The 21,061-nt window shown below is 58.3% G+C and carries 17 protein-coding genes and 1 pseudogene; 5 read left to right on the forward strand and 13 right to left on the reverse strand.

The window, feature by feature from the left end; all coding sequences use genetic code 11:
- Positions 1 to 5: 5 nt before the first annotated feature.
- From ACYZT9_RS13230 to phbB, 7 genes are all read right to left on the reverse strand, one after another.
- On the reverse strand, positions 6 to 863 hold the full coding sequence (locus ACYZT9_RS13230; protein ID WP_462005924.1) for a glucose 1-dehydrogenase: 858 nt from the start codon (positions 861 to 863) through the stop codon (positions 6 to 8).
- 218 nt (positions 864 to 1,081) lie between these two features.
- The gene (locus ACYZT9_RS13235; RefSeq protein ID WP_462005925.1) at positions 1,082 to 2,236 is read right to left on the reverse strand and encodes a MalY/PatB family protein; all 1,155 of its coding nucleotides are present in this window, start codon (positions 2,234 to 2,236) and stop codon (positions 1,082 to 1,084) included.
- Between the two features lie 99 nt (positions 2,237 to 2,335).
- Positions 2,336 to 3,670: an OprD family porin gene (locus tag ACYZT9_RS13240; protein WP_462005926.1), complete on the reverse strand. Its 1,335-nt coding sequence runs from the start codon at positions 3,668 to 3,670 to the stop codon at positions 2,336 to 2,338.
- Positions 3,671 to 3,725: 55 nt separating this feature from the next.
- A complete protein-coding gene (locus ACYZT9_RS13245) occupies positions 3,726 to 4,379 on the reverse strand; it encodes a hydrolase (protein ID WP_462005927.1) in 654 nt (217 codons plus the stop codon).
- Between the two features lie 148 nt (positions 4,380 to 4,527).
- Positions 4,528 to 6,231 (reverse strand): class I poly(R)-hydroxyalkanoic acid synthase, encoded by a 1,704-nt coding sequence (gene phaC / locus ACYZT9_RS13250; RefSeq protein ID WP_462005928.1) that lies wholly within the window; start codon positions 6,229 to 6,231, stop codon positions 4,528 to 4,530.
- 99 nt (positions 6,232 to 6,330) lie between these two features.
- Positions 6,331 to 7,509, reverse strand: a complete 1,179-nt coding sequence (locus ACYZT9_RS13255; RefSeq protein ID WP_462005929.1) for an acetyl-CoA C-acetyltransferase — start codon at positions 7,507 to 7,509, stop codon at positions 6,331 to 6,333.
- Positions 7,510 to 7,566: 57 nt separating this feature from the next.
- Entirely contained in the window at positions 7,567 to 8,313 is a 747-nt protein-coding gene (gene phbB / locus ACYZT9_RS13260; RefSeq protein ID WP_462005930.1) for an acetoacetyl-CoA reductase, read from the reverse strand.
- 281 nt (positions 8,314 to 8,594) lie between these two features.
- Between phbB and ACYZT9_RS13265 the strand changes: the two genes are divergently transcribed.
- Positions 8,595 to 9,632, forward strand: coding sequence for an AraC family transcriptional regulator (locus ACYZT9_RS13265; protein ID WP_462005931.1), 1,038 nt, complete (start codon positions 8,595 to 8,597; stop codon positions 9,630 to 9,632).
- Between the two features lie 165 nt (positions 9,633 to 9,797).
- On the opposite strand, the gene ACYZT9_RS13270 is transcribed toward ACYZT9_RS13265, so the two are convergent.
- Entirely contained in the window at positions 9,798 to 12,194 is a 2,397-nt protein-coding gene (locus ACYZT9_RS13270) for a DUF3141 domain-containing protein (RefSeq protein WP_462005932.1), read from the reverse strand.
- Positions 12,195 to 12,437: 243 nt separating this feature from the next.
- Between ACYZT9_RS13270 and phaP the strand changes: the two genes are divergently transcribed.
- Complete coding sequence (phaP, locus tag ACYZT9_RS13275; RefSeq protein WP_462005933.1) at positions 12,438 to 12,998, forward strand: TIGR01841 family phasin; 561 nt, start codon at positions 12,438 to 12,440, stop codon at positions 12,996 to 12,998.
- A gap of 34 nt (positions 12,999 to 13,032) precedes the next feature.
- Here phaP and phaR read toward each other — a convergent pair whose 3' ends face one another.
- Positions 13,033 to 13,554, reverse strand: a complete 522-nt coding sequence (gene phaR, locus ACYZT9_RS13280) for a polyhydroxyalkanoate synthesis repressor PhaR (protein ID WP_462005934.1) — start codon at positions 13,552 to 13,554, stop codon at positions 13,033 to 13,035.
- A 162-nt stretch (positions 13,555 to 13,716) separates the two neighbouring features.
- On the opposite strand from phaR, the pseudogene ACYZT9_RS13285 reads away from it, so the two are divergent.
- The 3 genes and pseudogenes from ACYZT9_RS13285 to ACYZT9_RS13295 all read left to right on the forward strand — a co-directional run.
- Positions 13,717 to 13,811: pseudogene (locus ACYZT9_RS13285) on the forward strand (LuxR C-terminal-related transcriptional regulator); the annotation flags it as partial.
- 90 nt (positions 13,812 to 13,901) lie between these two features.
- Positions 13,902 to 14,990: an AI-2E family transporter gene (locus tag ACYZT9_RS13290; protein ID WP_462005935.1), complete on the forward strand. Its 1,089-nt coding sequence runs from the start codon at positions 13,902 to 13,904 to the stop codon at positions 14,988 to 14,990.
- A 60-nt stretch (positions 14,991 to 15,050) separates the two neighbouring features.
- Positions 15,051 to 15,515: a MaoC family dehydratase gene (locus tag ACYZT9_RS13295; RefSeq protein WP_462005936.1), complete on the forward strand. Its 465-nt coding sequence runs from the start codon at positions 15,051 to 15,053 to the stop codon at positions 15,513 to 15,515.
- Positions 15,516 to 15,630: 115 nt separating this feature from the next.
- On the opposite strand, the gene ACYZT9_RS13300 is transcribed toward ACYZT9_RS13295, so the two are convergent.
- The 4 genes from ACYZT9_RS13300 to ACYZT9_RS13315 form a co-directional block, all read right to left on the reverse strand.
- Positions 15,631 to 17,667 (reverse strand): LTA synthase family protein, encoded by a 2,037-nt coding sequence (locus ACYZT9_RS13300; RefSeq protein ID WP_462005937.1) that lies wholly within the window; start codon positions 17,665 to 17,667, stop codon positions 15,631 to 15,633.
- A gap of 32 nt (positions 17,668 to 17,699) precedes the next feature.
- Positions 17,700 to 18,314: a hypothetical protein gene (locus ACYZT9_RS13305; RefSeq protein WP_462005938.1), complete on the reverse strand. Its 615-nt coding sequence runs from the start codon at positions 18,312 to 18,314 to the stop codon at positions 17,700 to 17,702.
- Positions 18,311 to 19,609, reverse strand: coding sequence for a sialidase family protein (locus ACYZT9_RS13310; RefSeq protein WP_462010218.1), 1,299 nt, complete (start codon positions 19,607 to 19,609; stop codon positions 18,311 to 18,313). Before ACYZT9_RS13310 ends, ACYZT9_RS13305 begins: the two co-directional genes overlap by 4 nt.
- A gap of 212 nt (positions 19,610 to 19,821) precedes the next feature.
- Positions 19,822 to 20,967 carry an ATP-binding protein gene (locus tag ACYZT9_RS13315; RefSeq protein ID WP_462005939.1) on the reverse strand — a complete coding sequence of 382 codons (1,146 nt, stop codon included), beginning with the start codon at positions 20,965 to 20,967 and terminating at the stop codon, positions 19,822 to 19,824.
- Between the last annotated feature and the right edge of the window lie 94 nt (positions 20,968 to 21,061).

Raw genomic sequence — 21,061 nt, forward strand, 5'->3', positions numbered from 1 at the left:
CTCAATCAAAGCATCGGTTTGCCGCCGGTAATCCCGTAGCGTTGACCGGTGATGTAGCTGGCCTCATCCGACGCCAGCAGCACATAAATCGGCGCCACCTCGACCGGTTGACCCGGCCGTCCCAGCGGTGTTTGTCCGCCAAAATTCTGCACTTCCTCATCCGGCATGGTCGAGACGATCAGCGGCGTCCAGATCGGCCCCGGCGCCACGCAGTTCACCCGGATGTTTTTCGGACCCAGCATTTGCGCCAGGCCGGCGGTGAAGTTGGCAATCGCGCCTTTGGTCGTGGCGTAGGGGAGGAGGGTCGGCTTGGGCGTGTCCGAATTGACCGAGCTGGAGTTGATGATCGAGCTGCCGGGTTGCATGTGCTTCAGCGCCGCCTGGCAAATCCGGAAAATGGCGGTCATGTTGACGTCGAAGGTCATCACCCATTCTTCGTCCGGGATGTCCTCGAAATTTTCATGGGTCATCTGAAACGCGGCGTTATTGACCAGAATGTCGATCCGCCCGAAGCGCTCGACGGTCTTGTCGACCAGCGCCTGGCACTGCGCTTTCTGCGCGATGTCGCCGGGCAGCAAGATGCACTGACGACCGGCCTGTTCGACCCAGCGTGCGGTTTCGTGCGCGTCTTCATGTTCATTGAGGTAGGCAACGGCGACGTCCGCGCCTTCACGGGCGAAAGCGATGGCGACCGCGCGGCCGATACCGCTGTCCGCGCCGGTGATCAGGGCGATCTTGCCTTCCAGACGGCCCGAGCCTTTGTAGCTCTGCTCACCACAGTCCGGGTACGGGTCCATTTGCTTCTGGGAACCGGGGAAGGGCTGGCCTTGTTTTTTGAAAGGTGGTTTTGGATAGTCAGTCATGGGGAAGTCTCCGTTCTCAAGGTAGAAGAGTCAGAGGGTGGACCCCACTCTTTTGCCGTGAGTTCGGTTGGATTGGAAACGTTCAAATTTCCCCAAGCCCTTGTGGGAGCGAGCTTGCTCGCGATGGCGTCACAACAGTCAGCATCTACGTCGACTGACACACCGCCATCGCGAGCAAGCTCGCACCCACAGGGGGATGTGGTTTCGTTGAGATCGGATCAGAGCGTGCGGTTAATCAAACTGCGCTCCATCCGCGCAATACCTTCTTCCAGCAACGCGCGCGGGCAGCCGAAATTCAGGCGTACGAACTGTTTGCAGTCATCGCCAAAATCCAGGCCTGGGCTGAGCCCGACCTTTGCCTGTTCAAGGAAGAACTGCTGCGGATTCTCCAGACCCAGTGCCGAGCAATCGAGCCAGGCCAGATAAGTGCTTTGGGGAACATTCATGTTGATGCCCGGCAGCCGGGTGCGAACGGCATCGATCAGGTAATCGCGGTTGCCTTGCAGGTAACTCACCAGCTCGGTCAGCCACGGTCCGGCCTCGGTATAAGCGACGCGTGTCGCCTCCATGCCCAGCGGGTTGACGCTGTCGACCATGCCGCAACGGGCGTGGTTGACCCGTTCGCGCAGGGCCCGATCCTGAATGATCATGAACGAGGTCTTCAGGCCGGCAATGTTGTAAGCCTTGCTCGCCGACATCAGCGTGATGGTGCGACGGGCGATTTCCGGGCTCAACGACGCAGTGGGAATGTGTTTGCGTCCGTCGAAGCACAGCTCGGCGTGGATTTCGTCGGAGATGATCCAGGCGTCCTGTTCCAGGCAGATGTCGGCCACCGCTTGCAGTTCTTCCCTCGGGAACGCCTTGCCCAGCGGGTTGTGCGGATTGCTCAGCAGCAACGCGCCGCCACCGGCCAGTGACTGGCGCAAGGTATCGAGTGGCGTGGCATAGGTGCCGTTCGCCAGCGTGTCGAAATTCAGTTCAACCTTGTTCAGGCCCCAATGGCCGGGTGCATGCCGCAGCGGTGGGTAATTGGGAACCTGGACCACGACGTTCTGTTGTGGCTGCACCAGTGCGTGCAAAGCCATGTTGAAACCCGACTCTACCCCCGGCAGGAAAATCAGCGCTTGCGGCTCGACGCGCCAGGCGTACTTGTTCCACAGATCGGTGACGATGGCGTGGCGCAAGTCTTCCTGAGCCACGCTGTAGCCGAGCAACGGGTGTTGCAGACGTTTTTGCAGGGCCTGGATGATCACCGATGGGGCGGCGAAATCCATGTCAGCGACCCACATTGGCAATACCTCGGCCGGGTAGCGGCTCCACTTGGCACTGCCGGTGTCGTGACGGTCGAACACCTGATCAAAATCGAAAGTCATGCTCAGTCTCATAACAGCAGGGTGGGTAATGGCGGCCATGATAATCGCCAACCCCCTGTAGGAGCGAGCTTGCTCGCGATGGATTTTAGAGCAACGCGTTTATCCAGAGGGTTCGCGTTTTCGACCAAAGCTCAGCGGATACTCGATGACCACGTAAACCCGGTCAATATCATCGCCAGCCTGAGCGCTGTTGGCCCGGTGCGAGACATGGGACAGTTGCAGCGATAAGCCCTTGGCCGATCCGGACTGCACGATGTAGCGCAAGTCGATGTCGCGCTCCCAATGGCGTCCGCCATCACCTTGCTGCGGCATGTACGCGCCGACCGACTCATCGAATGGATTGTAGGCGCCGCCTTGGGGTGCATGAGTGCCGTCGATCTTGTTGCCCGTGACATAGCGGGTCATGAATTTCAGGCCGGGAATGCCATAGGCGCCCAGATCAAGGTCGTAACGAGCTTGCCAGGACTGTTCGTGGGCGCCGTTGAAGTCGGCATATTTGATCGAGTTGGCAAGGTAAATGGAATCGCCACCGATGAAATCGAATGGGGTATCGCCGTTAACCTTTTGATACGCCAAGGTGAAGGCGTGGGCATCGACGGTGTATTTGCCCGACAGGCTGAACGCGGTGTTATCGATGGCGCCGGCCAGCGCCTGGCCAGTATCCTGCGTGTGATAGAGATTGGCATCGACGAACCAGCCGGACTGTTTCAGGTGCAGATTGGCGTAGTACTGATGCCAGGTGTCGGTCAGCTCTGAAGCGTAGAGGGCACCGCCGAGCGGACTTTGCGTAAACAGGTCGGCGCCCAGAATTGAAATGCCGCCCGCCTCGGTGTCAGCGCCGTAGCCGTAAAAGTCGCCCTTGCCCGAAGAGGCGTCCTGGTTCTTGAATGACGTGAAGTGGCCGGCGACCAGGTTCATCCCCTCGATGTCGCGACTGTTCAGCAGAAAACCGCTGGCGTACTCGGGCTGCAGGCGTTTGTCCGCGGTGTTGAACACCGGGGTTTCGACCATCATTTCACCGAAGGCCAGCGTGGTTTTCGATGCCTTGATTTTCAACGCGCCACCACCACTGGAATAGTTATCTTCGCTGCGGCCGTCACTGTCCAGCGGTAGTAATCCCGTCCCGGAATGGCCCTTGCCGCCATCCAGTTTCAACCCTAGAAACCCATGGGCATCGAGTCCGAATCCAATGCTGCCGGGTGTGAAACCGGATTCAAAAGAGCTGATAAACCCTTGACCCCATTCGGCTTTATAGCTCTTGGCCGTCGGCGTCTGGGATCGATAGTCGTTGTTGAGGTAGAAGTTTCGACTCAGCACCTCAAGCTTCGCGCCGGCCAGAAAACCCGCCGATTCATCCCCCACGGCCATGCCTGAACAGAACACGGGCAAGCACAAGCACAACCCGGCTCCGAGGTCTTTTGAGGAAAAGGTCATCGATCAGTCCACCGCGAGGGAAGCGACTCCGGAGTGCCCGGAGCCGCGTTACTGCTTAATGACCTTCGGAGGCGCCGAACATGGTCTTGGCGTAGATCAGACCCAGACCGTAAGCCCCACCGTTGGCAATCGAGGTTTTCACGGTTTCGTCATAGGTTTCGGTACGTGCCCAGTCGCGTTGCAATTCAAGCAGGTATTGCAGCGACGTCATCGGCCGCGCGCCGATCTGGATCATGCGCTGCATCGCCATTTCATGAGCTTCGGTGGTCACATCACCACAGGCATCAGCAATCACGTAGACCTCAAAACCCTGATCGATGGCCGACAGCGCCGGGCCGACGATGCACACGGAGGTCCACAGGCCGGCGAGGACGATTTTCTGTTTGCCGAACGTGTTGACTTCAACCGCGATACGCTCGTCTTCCCAGGTGTTCATGCTGGTGCGGTCGATGACGTTGTGTTCCGGAAAAACCGATTTGATTTCGTCGAAGATCGGGCCGGAGAAGCTCTTCTCGGCAACCGTGGTAAGGATGGTCGAAACCTTGAAACCACGGGCAGCCTTGGCCACCAGCGCAGCGTTGTTGCGCAGGGTCACGGCGTCGATCGACTTGGTCGCAAAGGACATCTGCGACTGGTGATCGATCATGATCAGCGTGTGGTCGGTCGGGGTCAGCAGGGTTTTGCCGGGTACTGCTTTTGCGATCGCCATGGCGATGTCCTTACAGGGTGAGTGAGGAGGCCATGGTTGCGTAGATTCGGGCGGGGATATTGAACCGATGTGCTGTGTTTTGACTTTCTTGAGGGGCGAGATCATGCACGCGTCCCGCGCAATAAAAGCTATCGCGCGGGACCGTCCATCATTGCATCACGTAACGACCGGGTGCCGATTCAAGCGCAGGGTATTGCGCATTGCCGGTGTGCAGCGCCGAAGGCTGGCGTTCACCGGCGTGTTCGGCCAGCCAGGCGAACCAGTCATTCCACCAGCTACCGGGATGTTGTTCGGCATTCTTGAACCAGGTATCGGGGTTTTTCGTGACCCGGTTATTGGTCCAGTAATGGCGCTTTTCCTTGGCGGGCGGGTTGATGACCCCGGCGATATGCCCCGAAGCGCCTAGCACGAAGCGCTTGGTGCCCGACAGCAGTGCGGTGCTGGCGTAGGCGCTTCGCCACGGCACGATGTGATCGTCATGGGTGGCGAGGATGTACGCCGGCGCGTCGATGGCTTGCAGGTCGAGTTTGACCCCGCAGCAGTCCAGTTCACCGGATTTCAGGTCGTTCTGCAGATAGGTGTGGCGCAGGTACCAGCAATACATCGGGCCGGGAAGGTTGGTGCTGTCGTTGTTCCAGAACAGCAGGTCGAGGGGAATCGGTTTCTGGCCCTTGAGGTACTTGTCGACGTTGTAGTTCCACCACAAATCATTGGGGCGCAACAGCGAGAAGGTGTTGCCCATGTCCTCGCCCTTGAACAGGCCGATGGGGCCGTCAACGCCACCGATGGTGCGCTCGCGGTAAGCCACCAGTTGCTCGTCGACGAAGATATCGATGGGACCCGTGTCGAGGTAGTCGAGGAACGTGGTCAACAGGCTCACGCTGCCGATCTCGCGATCACCGCGAGCCGCCAGCACCGCCAGCGCGGTGCTCAGCAGCGTGCCGCCAATGCAGAACCCGACGCAATTGGGCCGTTGCTCACCGCTGATTTCACGGGTGACGTGCAGGCCTTTAATAATGCCGGTTTCGATCAGGTCATCCCAGGTGGTGTCGGCGTGTGCCTGATCGAAGTTGCGCCACGACATCAGAAACACCGGATGACCTTGCTGCAACAGGTGGCGAATCATCGAGTTGTCGGGACGCAGGTCGAGGATGTAGTACTTGTTGATCGACGGCGGTACGACAAAGACCGGACGCTGGTACTGGGTTTCGCTTTGCGGGTAGTACTGAATTAACTGGAAGAGTTCGTTCTCAAACACCACTTCGCCGGGCGTGCTGGCCAGGTCGACACCGACCTTGAAGGCGCCGCTGTCGCACTGGCGCATCTTGCCTTCCTGCAGATCGCTGGCCAAGTGCAGCAGGCCCGTAAGCAGGCTTCCGCCTTGAGTGTCCGCGGCTCGCTGGAGAGCATCGGGATTGCTCGCCAGAAAATTGCTCGGCGCGCCAGCGGCGATGGCTTGCTCCACGAGATACAGCAGGCGCCGGCGGGGTTTCTTGTCCTGGATCGGCAGTTTGTCGAGCAGTTTAAGCAGGAACCCGGCGTTGAGCAGGTAAAACGCGGCGAGGGAGCCAAACAGCGGTTCGCTCCAGTTGCCACTGGCGAAACGTCGATCTTCAAAGGCGAAGGGCTGGCCGCTCATCAACCGCTGGCCGAGGTCCGCCCATTGCAGTTGATAGTCTGATTGAAGGCTGTCAAGCGTCCCGCGCGGCAGGTCGAACCACTCGTTGTATTCCTGCCCGGTGAACCACGGATTGGTGCTGACCCATAAACGTAATTGTTGCACTGCAAAGGAGGCAATGAACGGAACCTGGCCGGACCAGAAGGTATTGAAGGTGTGCGCGTTATTGTCCATGGAGCTCCTTGCCCACATCAGTAACCGGGCAGAAAAAAACCGCGGCGCCGGAATTTCGGCGCCGCGTCAGCAGTCAAGCAAGCAGTCCTGTGTTTCTTCTTATCGTTCGATGACCAGAGCGACGCCTTGGCCGCCGCCGATGCACAACGTGGCCAAGCCTTTTTTGCCGTCACGGCGAATCAGTTCGTGCACCAGCGACACTAGAATCCGCGCGCCCGAGGCGCCGATCGGATGACCTAGCGCAATCGCGCCACCGTTGACGTTGACCTTGCGGGTGTCCCAGCCCAGCTCTTTGCCGACCGCCAGTGATTGCGCGGCGAACGCTTCGTTGGCTTCGATCAGGTCCAGGTCCTCCAGGCTCCAGCCGGCTTTCTCCAGCACCAGACGGGTGGCCGGCACTGGGCCGATGCCCATGATCGACGGGTCCACGCCCGCGCTGGCGTAAGCCTTGATGCGTGCCAGCACCGGCAAGCCGAGGGCCTGGGCCTTGGCGGCACTGGCCAGCAGCAACACGGCAGCGCCATCGTTGAGCGTCGACGAGTTGCCGGCGGTGACACTGCCGTCTTTCTGGAACGCCGGTTTCAGGTTGCTGAACGCTTGCAGCGTGCTGCCCGGGCGCGGTTGTTCATCTGTGTCGAAAACCAGCGGGTCGCCCTTGCGCTGAGGGATCAGGATCGGCGTGATTTCACGCTTGAAATATCCCGCTTCGATGGCGGCGGCCGCTTTCTGTTGCGAGGCGGCGGCGAAGGCGTCCTGATCTTCGCGGCTGAGGCTGTACTGAGTGGCCAGATTCTCAGCGGTGATGCCCATGTGGTAGTCGTTGAAGGCGTCCCACAAACCGTCCTGAATCAGGCTGTCTTGCAAGTGCGCATGGCCCAGACGCAGGCCGGTGCGTGCCTTGGGTAGCACATAAGGTGCCAGGCTCATGTTTTCCTGACCGCCGGCAATCACCAGTTCGGCGTCGCCGCAACGGATCGCCTGAACAGCCAGCTGCACTGCCTTGAGGCCCGAGCCGCAGACCTTGTTCAGGGTCAGGGCCGGGGTAGTAAAGGGCAGTCCAGCCTTGATAGCCGTCTGGCGTGCCGGGTTTTGTCCCGAGCCTGCGGTGAGGACCTGGCCGAAGATCACTTCATCGATCTGCGCGCCGTCCAGACTGGTCTCCTCCAGCAGACGGCGAATCACCGCTGCACCCAGTTCGGTGGCTGGAATCGCGGACAAGGCACCTTGAAAACTGCCAATGGCGGTACGAGTAGCGGCAACGATTACGACTTCGTTCATGCGTGACCTCATTAAGATTTTGTCGAGCGGGAGCAGGGCGTCCTTGCCCTGGTCGGTCTACTGCATGTTCATGCCGCCGTTCACCGAGAAGTCGGCGCCGGTGCTGTAGCCCGATTCATCGGAAGCCAGCCACGCAACGATCGAGGCGATTTCTTCGGGTTGGCCGAGGCGCCCGACCGGGGTGGCCGCAATCATGGTGTCGAGGATGTCCGGGCGGATGGCCGCGGTCATGCTGGTCTGGATGTAGCCTGGGGAGACGGTGTTGACGGTCACGCCCTTGCCGGACACTTCCCGTGCCAGTGCCATGGTGAAACCGTGGATGCCGGCTTTGGCCGCGCTGTAGTTGGTCTGGCCGAACTGGCCGCGCTGACCGTTGATCGAGGAGATATTGATCACCCGTCCCCAGCCCTTGGCCAACATCCCTTCAATCACCTGCTTGGTGGTGTTGAACACGCCGCTCAGGTTGGTGCCGATGACCGCGTTCCAGTCCTCGGGCGTCAGCTTGCGAAAAGAGGCATCACGAGTGATGCCGGCGTTGTTGACCAGCACATCGATCGGGCCGAAATGTTCCCGCGCCATCTCGAAGGCCTTGCGCGTCGACTCCCAATCGGTGATGTCGCCGTGGATGCACTCGAATTGATACCCCGCCGCCAGCTGAGTGGCTATCCAATCGTTTTTGCGGGCCGAATCAGCGCTGCAACCGACGATGACCTTGAATCCTTCTTTGTACAGGCGCTGGCTTATCGCCGTGCCAATACCACCCATACCACCCGTGACCAACGCAATACGACCAAGCGACTTCATAAGCACCGTTCCTTTTTGTATTTTGCGCTGCAAGATGGGGGATTGTTCGGTATTGGCGGGGGATGCGGAAGTGTTGGGAGGTGACGGGGTGGTGTCCAACGGTGCCATGCGCGGTTTAGCGGCTACCGGGCGACGAATGGCCCGAAACAACTGCCTAAGTGAGAATTTACCTATACTGGGATCAATATTGGCAACGAAACAACCCGTTAGAATTTTGATTCATCGCCGTTAAGTCATGGCTCCGGACAGGATGTTCGGTTCCACAGGTCATTGAGGACGCCATGTATAGAATGAGTTCAGGCTATGCCAGCGTGCTGGTAAATACGCTCTCGGCTCAAGGTCTGGATGTTGCCAGTCTGTGTCGGGAATCTGGACTAGACATTGATCTCGCAAACAAACCAGGAGCGTTTTGCGAGCGAAAGAACATCTATCGACTCTGGGAACTGGCCAGTGAGGCCTCGGGTGATCCGGACATTGGCTTACGGGCCTATGGCAGTTTCCACCCCGGCAGCTTTCAGATCGTCGGCTACACCATGATGTCCAGCTTGAATCTGAAAAAAGCCCTTGAGCGCCTGGTCCGTTTCAGTCCGTTGATTGGCACCGGATTCAGCCTTTTCTTTACTTCGGAACAGCAACATTACCGTCTGTCCGGGCTCGATCATCACCAGAATGGTTCGGTCAAACCGCGCCAATACACCGATGCCGGGCTGGCGTCATTGCTGGGTTTCTGTCGCAAGCTGTCGGGCGGTAACGCACCGCAACCCTTGAGTGTCGAGTTCACTTATCCCGAACCTGACGATATCTCCGAGCATCGACGGCTGTTTGGCTGCCATCTGCATTTCGACGCGCCTTACGACAGCATTTTGTTTGATGGACAGGAGCTGATGCGGCCGTTGAGCATGGCCAACGAAGCGTTGGCGGTGCTGCATGACAGTTTTGCCGAGGCGCAACTGGACCTGCTGTTTGGTTTTTGCATTGTCGGCCGGATTCGCGCGCTGATTACCGAGCGCTTGAGTCAGGGGCAGGGGCAGTGCGACATGGAGTCGATCGCGGCGGCCTTGAACATCAGCAAGCGCACGCTGCAACGCGCGCTGGAAAAGGAAGGGACACAATTCAAGGACGTGCTGAACGCGGTGCGTCGGCAATTGGCCGATTTCTACCTGCGTCATTCTCACTTCAACATGAAGCATGTCGCGTATCTCCTTGGTTTTCATGACCACAGCAGCTTCAACAAAGCCTGTAGCCGCTGGTTTGGCATGACACCGGGGCAGTACCGCTCCGATGAATCGTTTGAGATCGAGGAAGCCGCGCCGGTGTGACGCGGTTCTCGTCAGCGCTTGAGCCTGTCAACCATTTTGTAAGCAACGAATCCCCTGTGTGGCGAGGGAGCTTGCTCCCTCTGGGTCGCGAAGCGGCCCCAAAAGCTTTGCGACTGCTTCGCAGCCGAGCACGAGCAAGCTCCCTCGCCACACACAGGTTGCTCATCATGGTGCAGGAGGTTTCTTCGGGCCTTTTTTGCCCTTTGCGGTTTTGCGCGTTTTTGTCGGCGTTACCGGGGCAATCGGCTCAGCGACGACGACCAGGGCTTTCTCCTCGACAACAGCGGCTTCACCCGGTGGTTGAGTCAGGCTGAAACCTGGCAGCGGCACATTGAGCAGCGTGTGCAATTCAGACCAGAACGGATTATCTGCGCCGCTGGTCCGCAGTTCCGGGAGCAAGTTGGCGACGGCCGCCAGCACGTGTTGACGTTCTTTGACCTCCACCAGCATCAGGGGCAAGCTGTGCAGGCTTTCCTGCGGGTGGGTGGCGACCAGCAGTTTTTGCAGGCGAAGGGTTTCGCGCAGGTCCAGCGGCTCGGCACTGTAGTCCTGCAGCGACACTTGCAATTGCAGGATCAATTTCTCGACGCTTTGCTTGCCCGGTTCATCGCTGTCGCGGCCCAGCAGGAACAGGATCCGGATCAAGGCTTCCATCAAACCGCCAAGGGGCAGGGCGTCCTGAAGGCGTTCGGTGAGTACTTTATCGTGCTGCTTGGCGTGTGCCTGGAGATCTCGCCCCGGGGTATTTCCGGTGAGGCTATTGAGGACGCCATACACGCCGTAAAAACTCATCTCCTGAGCGGCATCACGCAGGTCCCGATAGCCGTTCAAGGCGTCCTGTATCTGGTTGGAAAACAGTTCCTGCCAGGCCAGCAACGGATTGGACGGGCCGGCGGGATGTCGAGCCTTGCTCACTTGAGCGGCACTGTCTGCCAGCCACCAGAGCGCCGCGTTCTGACTGTTCCACATCACCTGTTGCTGGTGGAACGGGTGTGCCTTGCGCAGCATTTCGGCGGTCGGCTCGTTGATCAACTGACGCAACCACGGCCGTACAAAAACGTCATACATCGTGTTGTTGAAATCAGAGGCACGTTCGACCAGCGCGAATTCGCGGTCGTCGTCACGGAGAGGCTGCACGTCACCGTGGATGTCGGCGATACGCCGTGGCTCGAAACGCACGGCGTAAGGCGTATCCGAATTATCCGGCAGGTCATCGATGAGCATTTCATAGAGCCCGCCCGGCAGTTCGTTGATCGCGTCGACCGCGCCAAGCAACTCACGGTGTTCACGCCGCGCCACTTCACCCGACACGAAGATGCCCAGATGACCGATGCTCGCGTGCCGCAGGTAAACGATAGTGCGACCGGCATTTTGCAGCGCGAGATCGCTGGGATAGACGTCGGTGATCCAGTCCAGCGCCTGCTGCGGCGAGGTGATGTTGTCGCCATAGGAGCAGAACACCACCACCGGCACTTCGATGCGTTTGAGGTCGAGCCCGCTGCTCTTGCGCCCGAGGCCGCCTGACAGCTGATTGCCGATGAACAGATCGTCGACGATCATCTCGATCTCTTCGCCATTGAGCAGGGTCGGGCTGCCCCACCAGCGTTCGAAATCCAGAAAGCGCGGGGCTTCGCTGTCGACTTCGCTGAACAAGTGGTAGTACTTGCCCCACAGTGCGTTGGCCGGGTCGAGGCTTTCGAAATTGCTCACCAGCCAGGTGCCGTCAAAACGGTCATTGCCCAGATCACTGCCCAGGCGCGCCATCCAGCCTCCACCCAGCAAACCGCCCGTGTAGCGCATCGGATTGCGCCCATTGACGCCGGCCCAGTACGACAACGGCGCGCCATTGACGATGATCAGTCCTGGCAGTTCCGGGCGGGTCGCCGCCAGGCCCATCAATGCCCAGCCGGCCTGGCAGTTGCCGATCACCACGGGTTTGGCGCTGGCGGGATGTCGCGCGCTGACCTCTTCGAGGAACCGCGCCTGGGCTTCAACGATGTCCGCCAGGGTTTGCCCCGGACGTGGCGAATGGCTGAACGAGATGAAATAGGTCGGATGGCCGGCGCGCAGGCTTTCGCCGATGACCGAATCCTGTTTGAAACCGCCAATCCCCGAACCGTGACCGCCACGTGGGTCAATAATGATCACTGGCTGTTTTTTGCTGTCGAGCAGTTGCCCGGGGCCCGCGAGGATCTGCAGCAACGAGTAGTTGACCGGGCGAGTCAGGTCTTCACCGGCGACCAGGGTTTCATGATTGAACTTGAGCAGCAGCGGATACCCGGCGCGTTCGTGGGCTAGGGTGTTGTCGCCGCGTTGACGCAAGGTGTCCCAGAACAACATGCTGCGTTGGCCAAAGTCGGTGACGTATTCGTGCCAGTCAGCCGGGGTCGGCTGTCTGAGTTGCCCAAGGCTTGAGGGCGCGTAGGTTTTGGCCTGGCGCTGTTGCACGGCGTCGAGAACGTTGCGGGTGTTTAGGCGCTGCAGATGGTTCAGGTGCTCAAGCAAACCGGACGGCGACGAAAGCTCTTCATCGTGCAGTGCAATATTTTCTTCCTGACCCATCGTGAACTCCTTACGCCATGCGTGGGAACGTCACCCTGACCCATAGAAGCCAAGCCAGCCGCTCAATTTTCACGAGTGTATAGGGAATATCCGCCGAGGAAGCGAACTTTGTTGTGCAGCGCACAAAATAGCCATTGCCAAATAGATTTGTGCGCTGCAATATCAAGTTCAGCGCGATGACTGGTTGGATCGCTATCGCGTCCTCAGGCTCATCCGGGCCTTCCCGTACCAGGAGATTCAAGCATGTCTTTTTTCAACCCGGAAAATCTGCAAACCGCTCAGAAAGCTAACCTCGACCTGTTGCAGCAAATCAGCGGCAACGTGTTCGCCAGCGTTGAACAGCTGAGCCAATTGCAGTTCAAGGCACTGCGTGACTCCACTGAAGAACATTTCGAAGGCGTTCGCAAATTGCTCGCCGTGCGCGACCCACAGGGTTTCGCTGACTTGCAGGCGTCGTTCACCCAGCCAAGCGCGCAAAGCGAACGCCTGGCCGAGTTCAATCGCCAGGTTCAGGCGTTAATCGTGGGTACGCAGTCGGACATCGCCAAACTGACGTCAAGTCAGGTCGAGGCGGGCACTCGTCAGGTGCAAGAATTCGTTGAAACGATCAGCAAGAACGCGCCGGCCGGCTCCGAGCCAGTTGTGGCGGCGTTCAAGTCGGGTCTGGCGAATGCCGGTACGGTGTTTGAAAGCGCACAGAAAGCCGTGAAACAGGCGGCCGATGTGGCTCAGAGCAATTTCGACGCCGCGACCGAGAAAGCGGCGCCGGAAGCCAGCGCCAAGGCAACCAGCGGTAACAAGTAAGTCAAGTCAGGCCAGCAGCATCGATGGCGACGGGTTACTCCCCGTCGCCATTTTTTTTCGTGCCGTTTTCGCTTTCAGGTTTGCCGGTGAACAGGCCGAACATGTTTTGTGTGTTGAGGTAGAGCGCCTTGGACTGGTCGACATACTGGCGCATCAGGTCCTGGATGACCGGCGCCTGCTGGTGCATGAAGGTGCTCCAGGCCTCGGAGGATTGCGCGCCTGTCTGGGACTGGATGTCGATCACCGTCTGAATGCTTTTGTCGAGGTAGCTGCCCAGCACACCCTGATAAGGGCCGTAGAACTGGATAATCCCCATCAGCATGTCGCTGGTGAAGATCGGCTCACCGCCGCTTTCCGCTTCCAGAATCACCTGCAGCAAGATGCTGCGAGTCAGATCCTCGCCCGTCTTGGCATCGACCACCTGAAACGCAACCCTGTCGACGACCAACTGGCGTATGTCCGCCAGGGTCAGGTGACTGCTGGTGTGGGTGTCATACAGTCGGCGATTGGGATACTTCTTGATCAGGCGGGGAGTGTTCCGACTGTTATCTGGCATGCGGGGCGTCTCGTGGCGAGCCTGGTTTGCAGGCATCTTAACCTACTCGAGCTGCACCTCGCGTACTGGAAAAGCCCTACAACGAACAATTGCTGCTGGGCAGCGTGCAACAGGCCCTCAGCAATTGCGCGGCCCACCGGTCTGGCAATCAAGGGCATGAAGCGTGAGTGCGAGGTCCTGCTGCCGCTGGTGCAGGGTTACACCATCCGGGACATCGCCGAGCAACTGGAGTCAGTGCGAAAACGGTCGACCTGTATTGAAGCTGCGTTGAATCCTCGCGTTTTCCATCGAGCGTCTATGCTGGGCTAACGATCCCGTACCCTTGCGGCGACCTTCGAGGAGACACCATGGAGCCAACAACTTTCTCCGAAAAAATGTTGACGCGCACGCTGCTTGATACCTTTATTCGGACCGGGCTGATCGTTGTTCTGGTGCTTTTCTGCTTCCAGATTTTCAGTCCGTTCCGTGACCTGATGCTGTGGTCGATGATCCTGGCGATCACCCTTTACCCGTTGCAAGAGCGGCTGAAAGGTCCATTGGGGCAAAAAGAAGGGCGTATTGCGACGCTGATCATCCTGGCTGCCATTGTCATCTTGATGGTGCCTGTCTACCTGCTGGGCACCTCCATTGCTGACTCGGTCCAGCGCGCAATGGACTTGGTCAAAAGCGGCGACGTTCATATCCCGCCGCCCGCCGAGTCCGTCGCCAGCTGGCCGGTGGTGGGCAAGCCGCTGTCTGATTTATGGTTGCAGGCCTCAACCAACCTTCCCGACCTTACCGCCAAGTACATTCCACAGATCAAAAACGTCAGCCTGGCCTTGCTGGGCAAACTGGCGGGCGTCGGCATGGGCTTCCTGACCTTTATTTTTGCCTTGATCATTGCCGGCATCTTCATGGCCTACGGCGAAAGCGGCAGCCGTAGCGCGGTGCAGATCGCGTCGCGCGTCAGCGATCCGGTCAAGGGGCCGAGAATCGCTGCACTGTGCACTGCCACGATCCGTGCGGTGGCGTTGGGCGTGGTGGGCATTGCGTTTATCCAGATGCTGATGGTGGGGCTCGGTTTTGTCTTTAAGGGCATCCCGGGAGCGGGTCTTCTGGCCTTGGCGGTGCTGTTGCTCGGCATCATGCAACTGCCGGTGACGCTGATCACGCTGCCGGTGATTGTCTTTGTGTTTGCGACCGAAGGCGCCAGCACCGGGACGATCGTGTTCGCCATTTATGTCTTCGTTGCCGGCCTGGTGGACAACGTACTCAAGCCGCTGTTGTTGGGACGCGGGGTCGATGTGCCGATGCCGGTGGTGCTGATCGGCGCCTTGGGCGGCATGGTCACCGGGGGCATCATCGGGTTGTTCATCGGGCCGGTCGTGCTGGCGGTCGGGTATCAGCTGTTCTGGCAGTGGGTACAGGATCCGCCGCCAGAGGAAGGAGGGCTGTAACCATTGTGCAGCCCCATGAACTGCTGAAACTATTCGTAACGCACTGCGGAGGAATGAATCATGACTGCGCATTCCTGGGAAAAACTTTATCTCGATGATCTGAGTCTGGGTCAGGAATTTGAAAGCGACCCTGTTAGCGTCAATCGGGAAGCGATGCTGGCGTTTGCTCGCGAATACGACCCGCAACCTTTCCACCTGAGCGCCGAAGAGGCCGGGTTGAGCCTGTTCGGCGGCCTGGCAGCCAGCGGCTGGAACACCGCGGCCCTGACCATGAAGCTGCTAGTGGCCAGCGTGCCCTTGGCGGACGGCATCATTGGCCTGGGAATCGAGCTGAGTTGGCCAACGCCAACCTATCCGGATGACGTGTTACGGCTGTTCAGCACCGTGCAGGCGATCGATCCGTCCGCCTCCAAACCGGACCGGGGCGTGGTAACGATGTTCATGGAAACGCTAAATCAGAACGACAAGGTGGTGCAGCGTGCGACCGGGAAGTTGCTGGTGTTCAGGCGGCCGGCGGAGGATTGAAGTGGCTGGCCCTGGCTTCAAGGTTCGAGGGAAGCAGATGTGCAAAGCTGACGGGGACGCTATCGGAGTCGGCGCGATAGTCCGACCCCGAGCGCGATCAGGCTGGCAATCCCGATCACTTGCGCACGTTCTGGTACAGCATCAACCTTGAAGTTTCATGCATGCCGCGAGTCAACTGCACCAGACGCTTGAACTCTTCAGGGTTTTGCTGGGCCACGTTGTCCAGCGGCGTCGGTGAGGCCAGGTCGTGCAGGGTCGGCGAGCTGCCGTCGTGCGCCATTTGCACCATGTAGTGTTGAGTGACGCCCGCAATCAACGGGAACGTGCCTTCACGCAGCACCAACGGCACCACGCGTTCACCCTCGGGCGCAGGTTGCTGAATATCACGCCCCAGGCCACTGTTGCGAAACTCAAGGCCGGCCATGCCCGCCACGGTTGGCAGCAAGTCCACCAGACCGACTGCTTCCTTGACGGTCCGCGTGCCAAGTAGACCCGGTGCGTGGATGATCATTGGCACCGCGTTACTTTCCAGACCCAGTTGCTCATAGGCCGGTGCCAGGAAAGGGATCTGGGCGATACGGGTGTTATGGTCGCCAAACAGCACAAAAATGGTGTTGTCGTAGTAACCACCTTCTTTGGCAATTTCCATCAAACGGCCGATATTGAAGTCCAGCAAGCGCACGGCGTTGTACTGCTCGACAGTGCGTGACCCCGCGGCCTGAACTTCCGCCAGGGTAGGGTGCTTGACCTCGAATCCATCATTGCTCTTGGGGATCGTGAAGGGACGATGGTTGCCGGCCGTCTGCACATAGGCAAAGAACGGTTTGTCCTTGGGCAGTGCCTGCAAGACCTTGTCGGTTTCCTTGAACAGATCCAGATCTGAAATGCCCCAGACATCCACGACCGGGGATTTCCAGTCCCGCTCTTCGAGCAAACGAACCCCGTCGATACTTTGCCGAATCAAGGCGTTCATGTTGGCCCAGCCGGAGTTGCCGCCAATGGTGTAGATCTTCTCGTAACCGGTGAAGGCATTGATCAGTGTGTGCTGTTTGGTGATCAGCGGATTACGTGTCGCGGTTTCCTGTCGAGTGACGTCTGGAACCCCGCTAATGCTCGCCCAAACAGTTTTTGCGGTCCCGGTGACCGGCACATAGAAGTGCTCGAAGAACCAGCTCTGCGTGGCCAGGCGATCGATATTGGGCGTCGGGTTGATCGGGTTGCCATAGGCGCCGACGGCACTGGTACCCAGCGACTCCAGCATGACAAACATCACGTTCGGCGGCCGTGAACTCGATACTTTGTAGGGTTGTGGTGCCTGGTGACGGACAAAATTCAGGGTTTGCGGGTCGGGCTGGTCGACCCCCAGGTACTTGGCAATCACGGCGTAGTGTTCACGTACCTGCGCTTCGTCATAGCGTAACTGACCGACCTTGACCGTGTCGTAGAGGAATATCACCGGGTTCAGGCCCAGCGCGGCGACCTGATTATTGCCGGAGAAAAACGCATCGCTCCAGCGCAACGGGACAGGGTTTTCAAGGTTCATGTTCTCGACACGGCCCAAAATGCCCAACAACACCAACACGACCATCACCGCGCCACCCCATGTGGCGGAAAGCGGGTGGATGACTTTTCGGTCGCGGTCCAGCGTCACGCGTTCCAGGCGCACCAGGGCCAACGTCACCAGTGCAACCGTTGCCAGCCACCCCATTGAAATCCAGATGACCGGGTAGGTTTGCCAGACCATGTCACGGGATATTTGCGCGTCCTCGATGAAACGCAGCACGGTGGCGTTGATCCTGACGCCCAGGTAGGCGTAATGGCCAAAATCGATGATATAGATCAGCAGCAGGGCGCACATGGCGGCTGACACATACACGCGTGCCAATCGGCGAAGCAGGCGGCTGCTGACAAGATTCCAACGCGGAAACCAGGCCAGCAACGCCACTGGCAACATGACGAGGATGGCCAGGCGCAGATCGAAACGGAAGCCGATGCCCAGGGTTTCCAGGACTGCATTTTCGTCGCTCAACGCTGTGGCGTCGAAACCGGAAAAACCGAAATAGAACACCACCCGTAGCAACGCAAACAGCACAAACGCAATCGCTGTTGCGCCTGACCAGTAATGCAAACGTCTCGATTGCAGCCAACCCATCCGTGTTCCCCTGTTAAAAATGTCGTTGAATCTCAAACGGATCTGGAGTCTTTCACTGATCCACGCAGCGTGATCAGCCAGCCATACGTCCAGCGCACCGCAATAATCACCAGTACTGCGCAGCAATACAGGCCCAGCAGCGGATCAACCAGGTAATCCCAATAGTTATGCGAAGGTTTTACCCCGACGATGAAGGCCAGGGTCGCACTGGCCAGCATCACGACTGCCAGGTAGTTGCGCAGGTAAAACAGGCCTGCCGTGAGCAGTGCGAAGAAAATCAGCATCGGGCGCGGGCTGAAGCCGAATCGGTAGGGGTCCAGGTAACTCAACCCCAGCGTTGCCGGGTAGAGCACCAGCGCCATCGCGGCGAAGATGACCAATACGCTGGTTGTACCTTGCTGCGCAGGCGGCAGGAAACCCAGTCGACGCAAACAGCCCCACACCATGAACACCAATGTCGTGATGGCAAGGTCATCAATGTGGCTGCGTAAGTACGCAGCCAAGGACAAGCCATCCAGCGGTATGAAGCCGGCTGCCAGCAAGGCGACCAACAGCGCGATTCGCGCGGGCCTCTTTAGGTCAAAAGAAGGCAGCAACAGGAAGAGGATCATTGTGAAGCTGATATGGGCTTGCCACAGGTTCATCATTTGGCACGCTCGGACAACCATGCATCGTTGAAGGTGACGTGCTTGATGAAGGTGTTGTTCCAGGAATAAACCAAGTGATACATCCCGTCGGGACTTCGGATGAAGTACGGGTATTCATATTCGAAACTGCAGCCCTGTTGCTTACAGACCCGGTTGTCGAGGTTGTTCAGGAACTGTGCCTCCAGCGGTTGGCGAAGTGCGCCACTGGATCCGCGAAATTCTCTCCCGATGATTTCCTTGTAAGCCTCGGGTGAAAACGTATCGCCCTCAGGATCAGGTGATTTGTCGAGGTCCCGCAGCGAGCGCCATTGGTCCATTTTTGCGTTGGTACCATAAAGACTCAGTTTGAAGCGCCCCTCCCGCAAGTCATTGAGCGCCACCAGCAACCCATGTTCGGGCGTCGCGACGGCCGCCAACGAGGAATTCGGATTCGAAGGGTCGAGCGGATAAGGCTCGCTCCAGGTTTGTCCGGCGTCTTCCGTGCGGGTCGCCAGCACACGGTGATGGGTGTTGCCGGCATAGCGCAGCAAGGCGATACCGCGCTGCCCATCCAGCGGAACAACTGTAGGTTGCAATGAATTTTTGCCGTGGCTGATGCGGAATTTATCGATCACATCACCGTCTGCGCTTAGGTACAGGTACTCGGAAAACTTGCCCAGGAATTCGTGGTAGATCGGTAGGCCGATGGAGCCGTCGGCATGAAACACCGGGGCCGAACGTACCAGGGTGCTGATATTCAGAAAGGGGGAGGTGATCAATTGGCGTGGCGCGGACCATTGGCGACCATAGTCGTCCGAGACCATCACATTGACCGCGCTACCGGCCCAGCCCCCCATCGACACGGACACGTAGAACAACCAGAGGCGGTTGTCCGGGGCGAGCGCCACGACCGGGTTGCCCAGTTTCCGGATGTATTTTCGAGTGCCCTGTTGGGTCGATTCCCGGGTCGCCAATACCTGTTCGGCACCCCATTCGCCGGTGTTTGCGTCGAAGCGGGCAGAGCGCACCTGCACGTCGGATGCACCTTCGCGAGTGCCGGCGAACCAGACCGCCATCAGGCTACCGTCAGGCAAGGCGGTTACCGCCGAGGAGTGCACGAAATCCACCAACCCGGATGAGGCAAAACGACTGGTATAAATCGGTGCGGCTACTTGATCAGCCACAGCTCTGACCGGATTCATCAGGGCAAAGGAAGAATGCACTGGAGCAGGATGGGTAACCCATGCTGCCGCAAACAGGCAAGCAAGGGTAACGTAAACCCCAAAGGCAGTAAGACAGGGTAGTTGGATGCGCATCATTCGGGTTGTGCATCTCATGGTCAATTCAGGCGGCTTAACCTATCACCTGTAGTTGCATACTCGCTCTTTAGCTAACTACTGTTTTGTAAGCAAATGTTAGCAGTTCGCCATCCGACTTTATGCGCAGAAAAAATGCTTTATCTATCAATGGCATGTAGCTTTAATCAGGCGCCAGACCGTTAATTGAATACCCGATGTCGATGGCTTGATCAGGAGTCGAAGCGGTCAGAATGAAGTTTGGGTAACCTGACAAAGAAAGTGGTGCCCTGTCCTTGCGTCGATTCAACCTCGATGACACCGCCGTGCGATGTAACGATCTCTGAAGCGATGAACAAGCCCAGGCCTAGTCCTTGACTTGGGCCGTGGTCGATAATCGAGTGCTGGGAAAAGCGGCCCATTGGATTAAAAATGAAGGGCAAAACGTCGTCCGGGATCGGCTTGCCGGCGTTATGAACGGAAAAAACAACGCTGTCCTCTGAAACGTTCAGAGCCACCGCTATAGGTTGCTGGTTATCACCGTGCTGCACCGCATTGCTAATGATATTAGAGAACACCTGCTCCATTCGCGCACCATCAAACTCTCCGCCTGCCGACGCTTTGTTCTCGAACAGAATATCCGTACCGGGATGGAATGCCCGGATTTCATCGACGATTCGCTCGCACAGGGGCAACAGGTCCAAGCGTTCTTTTTTGACGGGAATTCCTGGGCCCATTTGACATCGTGTGAGATCCAGCAGGTCACCGACAATCTGACTCGCGCGCTTAACGCTGGTGTAAATTTGAGAGGAGATTCTGGTAGCCCTTACGCCAAGTCCCTCCGAGCGTCTCAGAACGTCAGCGCCGAGTAAAATAGCGCCCAACGGGGTTCGTAAATCATGGCCCAGGATGCCGAGAAAAACGTTGCGTGATGCCTCAACTGCTCGTGAGTAGCTCGCGATGGATTCCGCTAACGCTTGGTCGATGGCTTCATGGAATCGGGTCATATCATCCACATCCAGTGGCGTGCCAGCCTTGATTTGCTTCAACCACTGACTGAGCACACTTGTCCTGAGCGCGCGATACTCCGACACCATTTGATCAATCGTGAAACCTGCCATTAGTCGCGTAACTGCATGGGTTTCCGCAGGCGTTTCCGTATCGATCGTCGGCGCATTGCCCTGTGCCTTTGCAATCTGCTCTTGCACCGATTGTTTGGTACGTAAATCGAGCACGATGGCTTGCAGCATTTGTTCGGCATGATCCCGTAGTGCCGCGGTATCCAGCGGTGCACCGGGTGTGTCAATCGTTCGCGCGAAATCTTCCCAGGCCTGCAGTATTGGCTCAAGATTCCCGGTGATAAAGTCTGACAGTCGCATGCCGGTATTCCAGGTTTATTAGGCGAGTTCCAGGCAGGAACAGAAGGGAAGCCGCAAAGGTGCAGTAGAACACGGATTTGTTGTATCGCATGAG

The sequence above is a fragment of the Pseudomonas sp. ZT5P21 genome, from assembly GCF_054897785.1.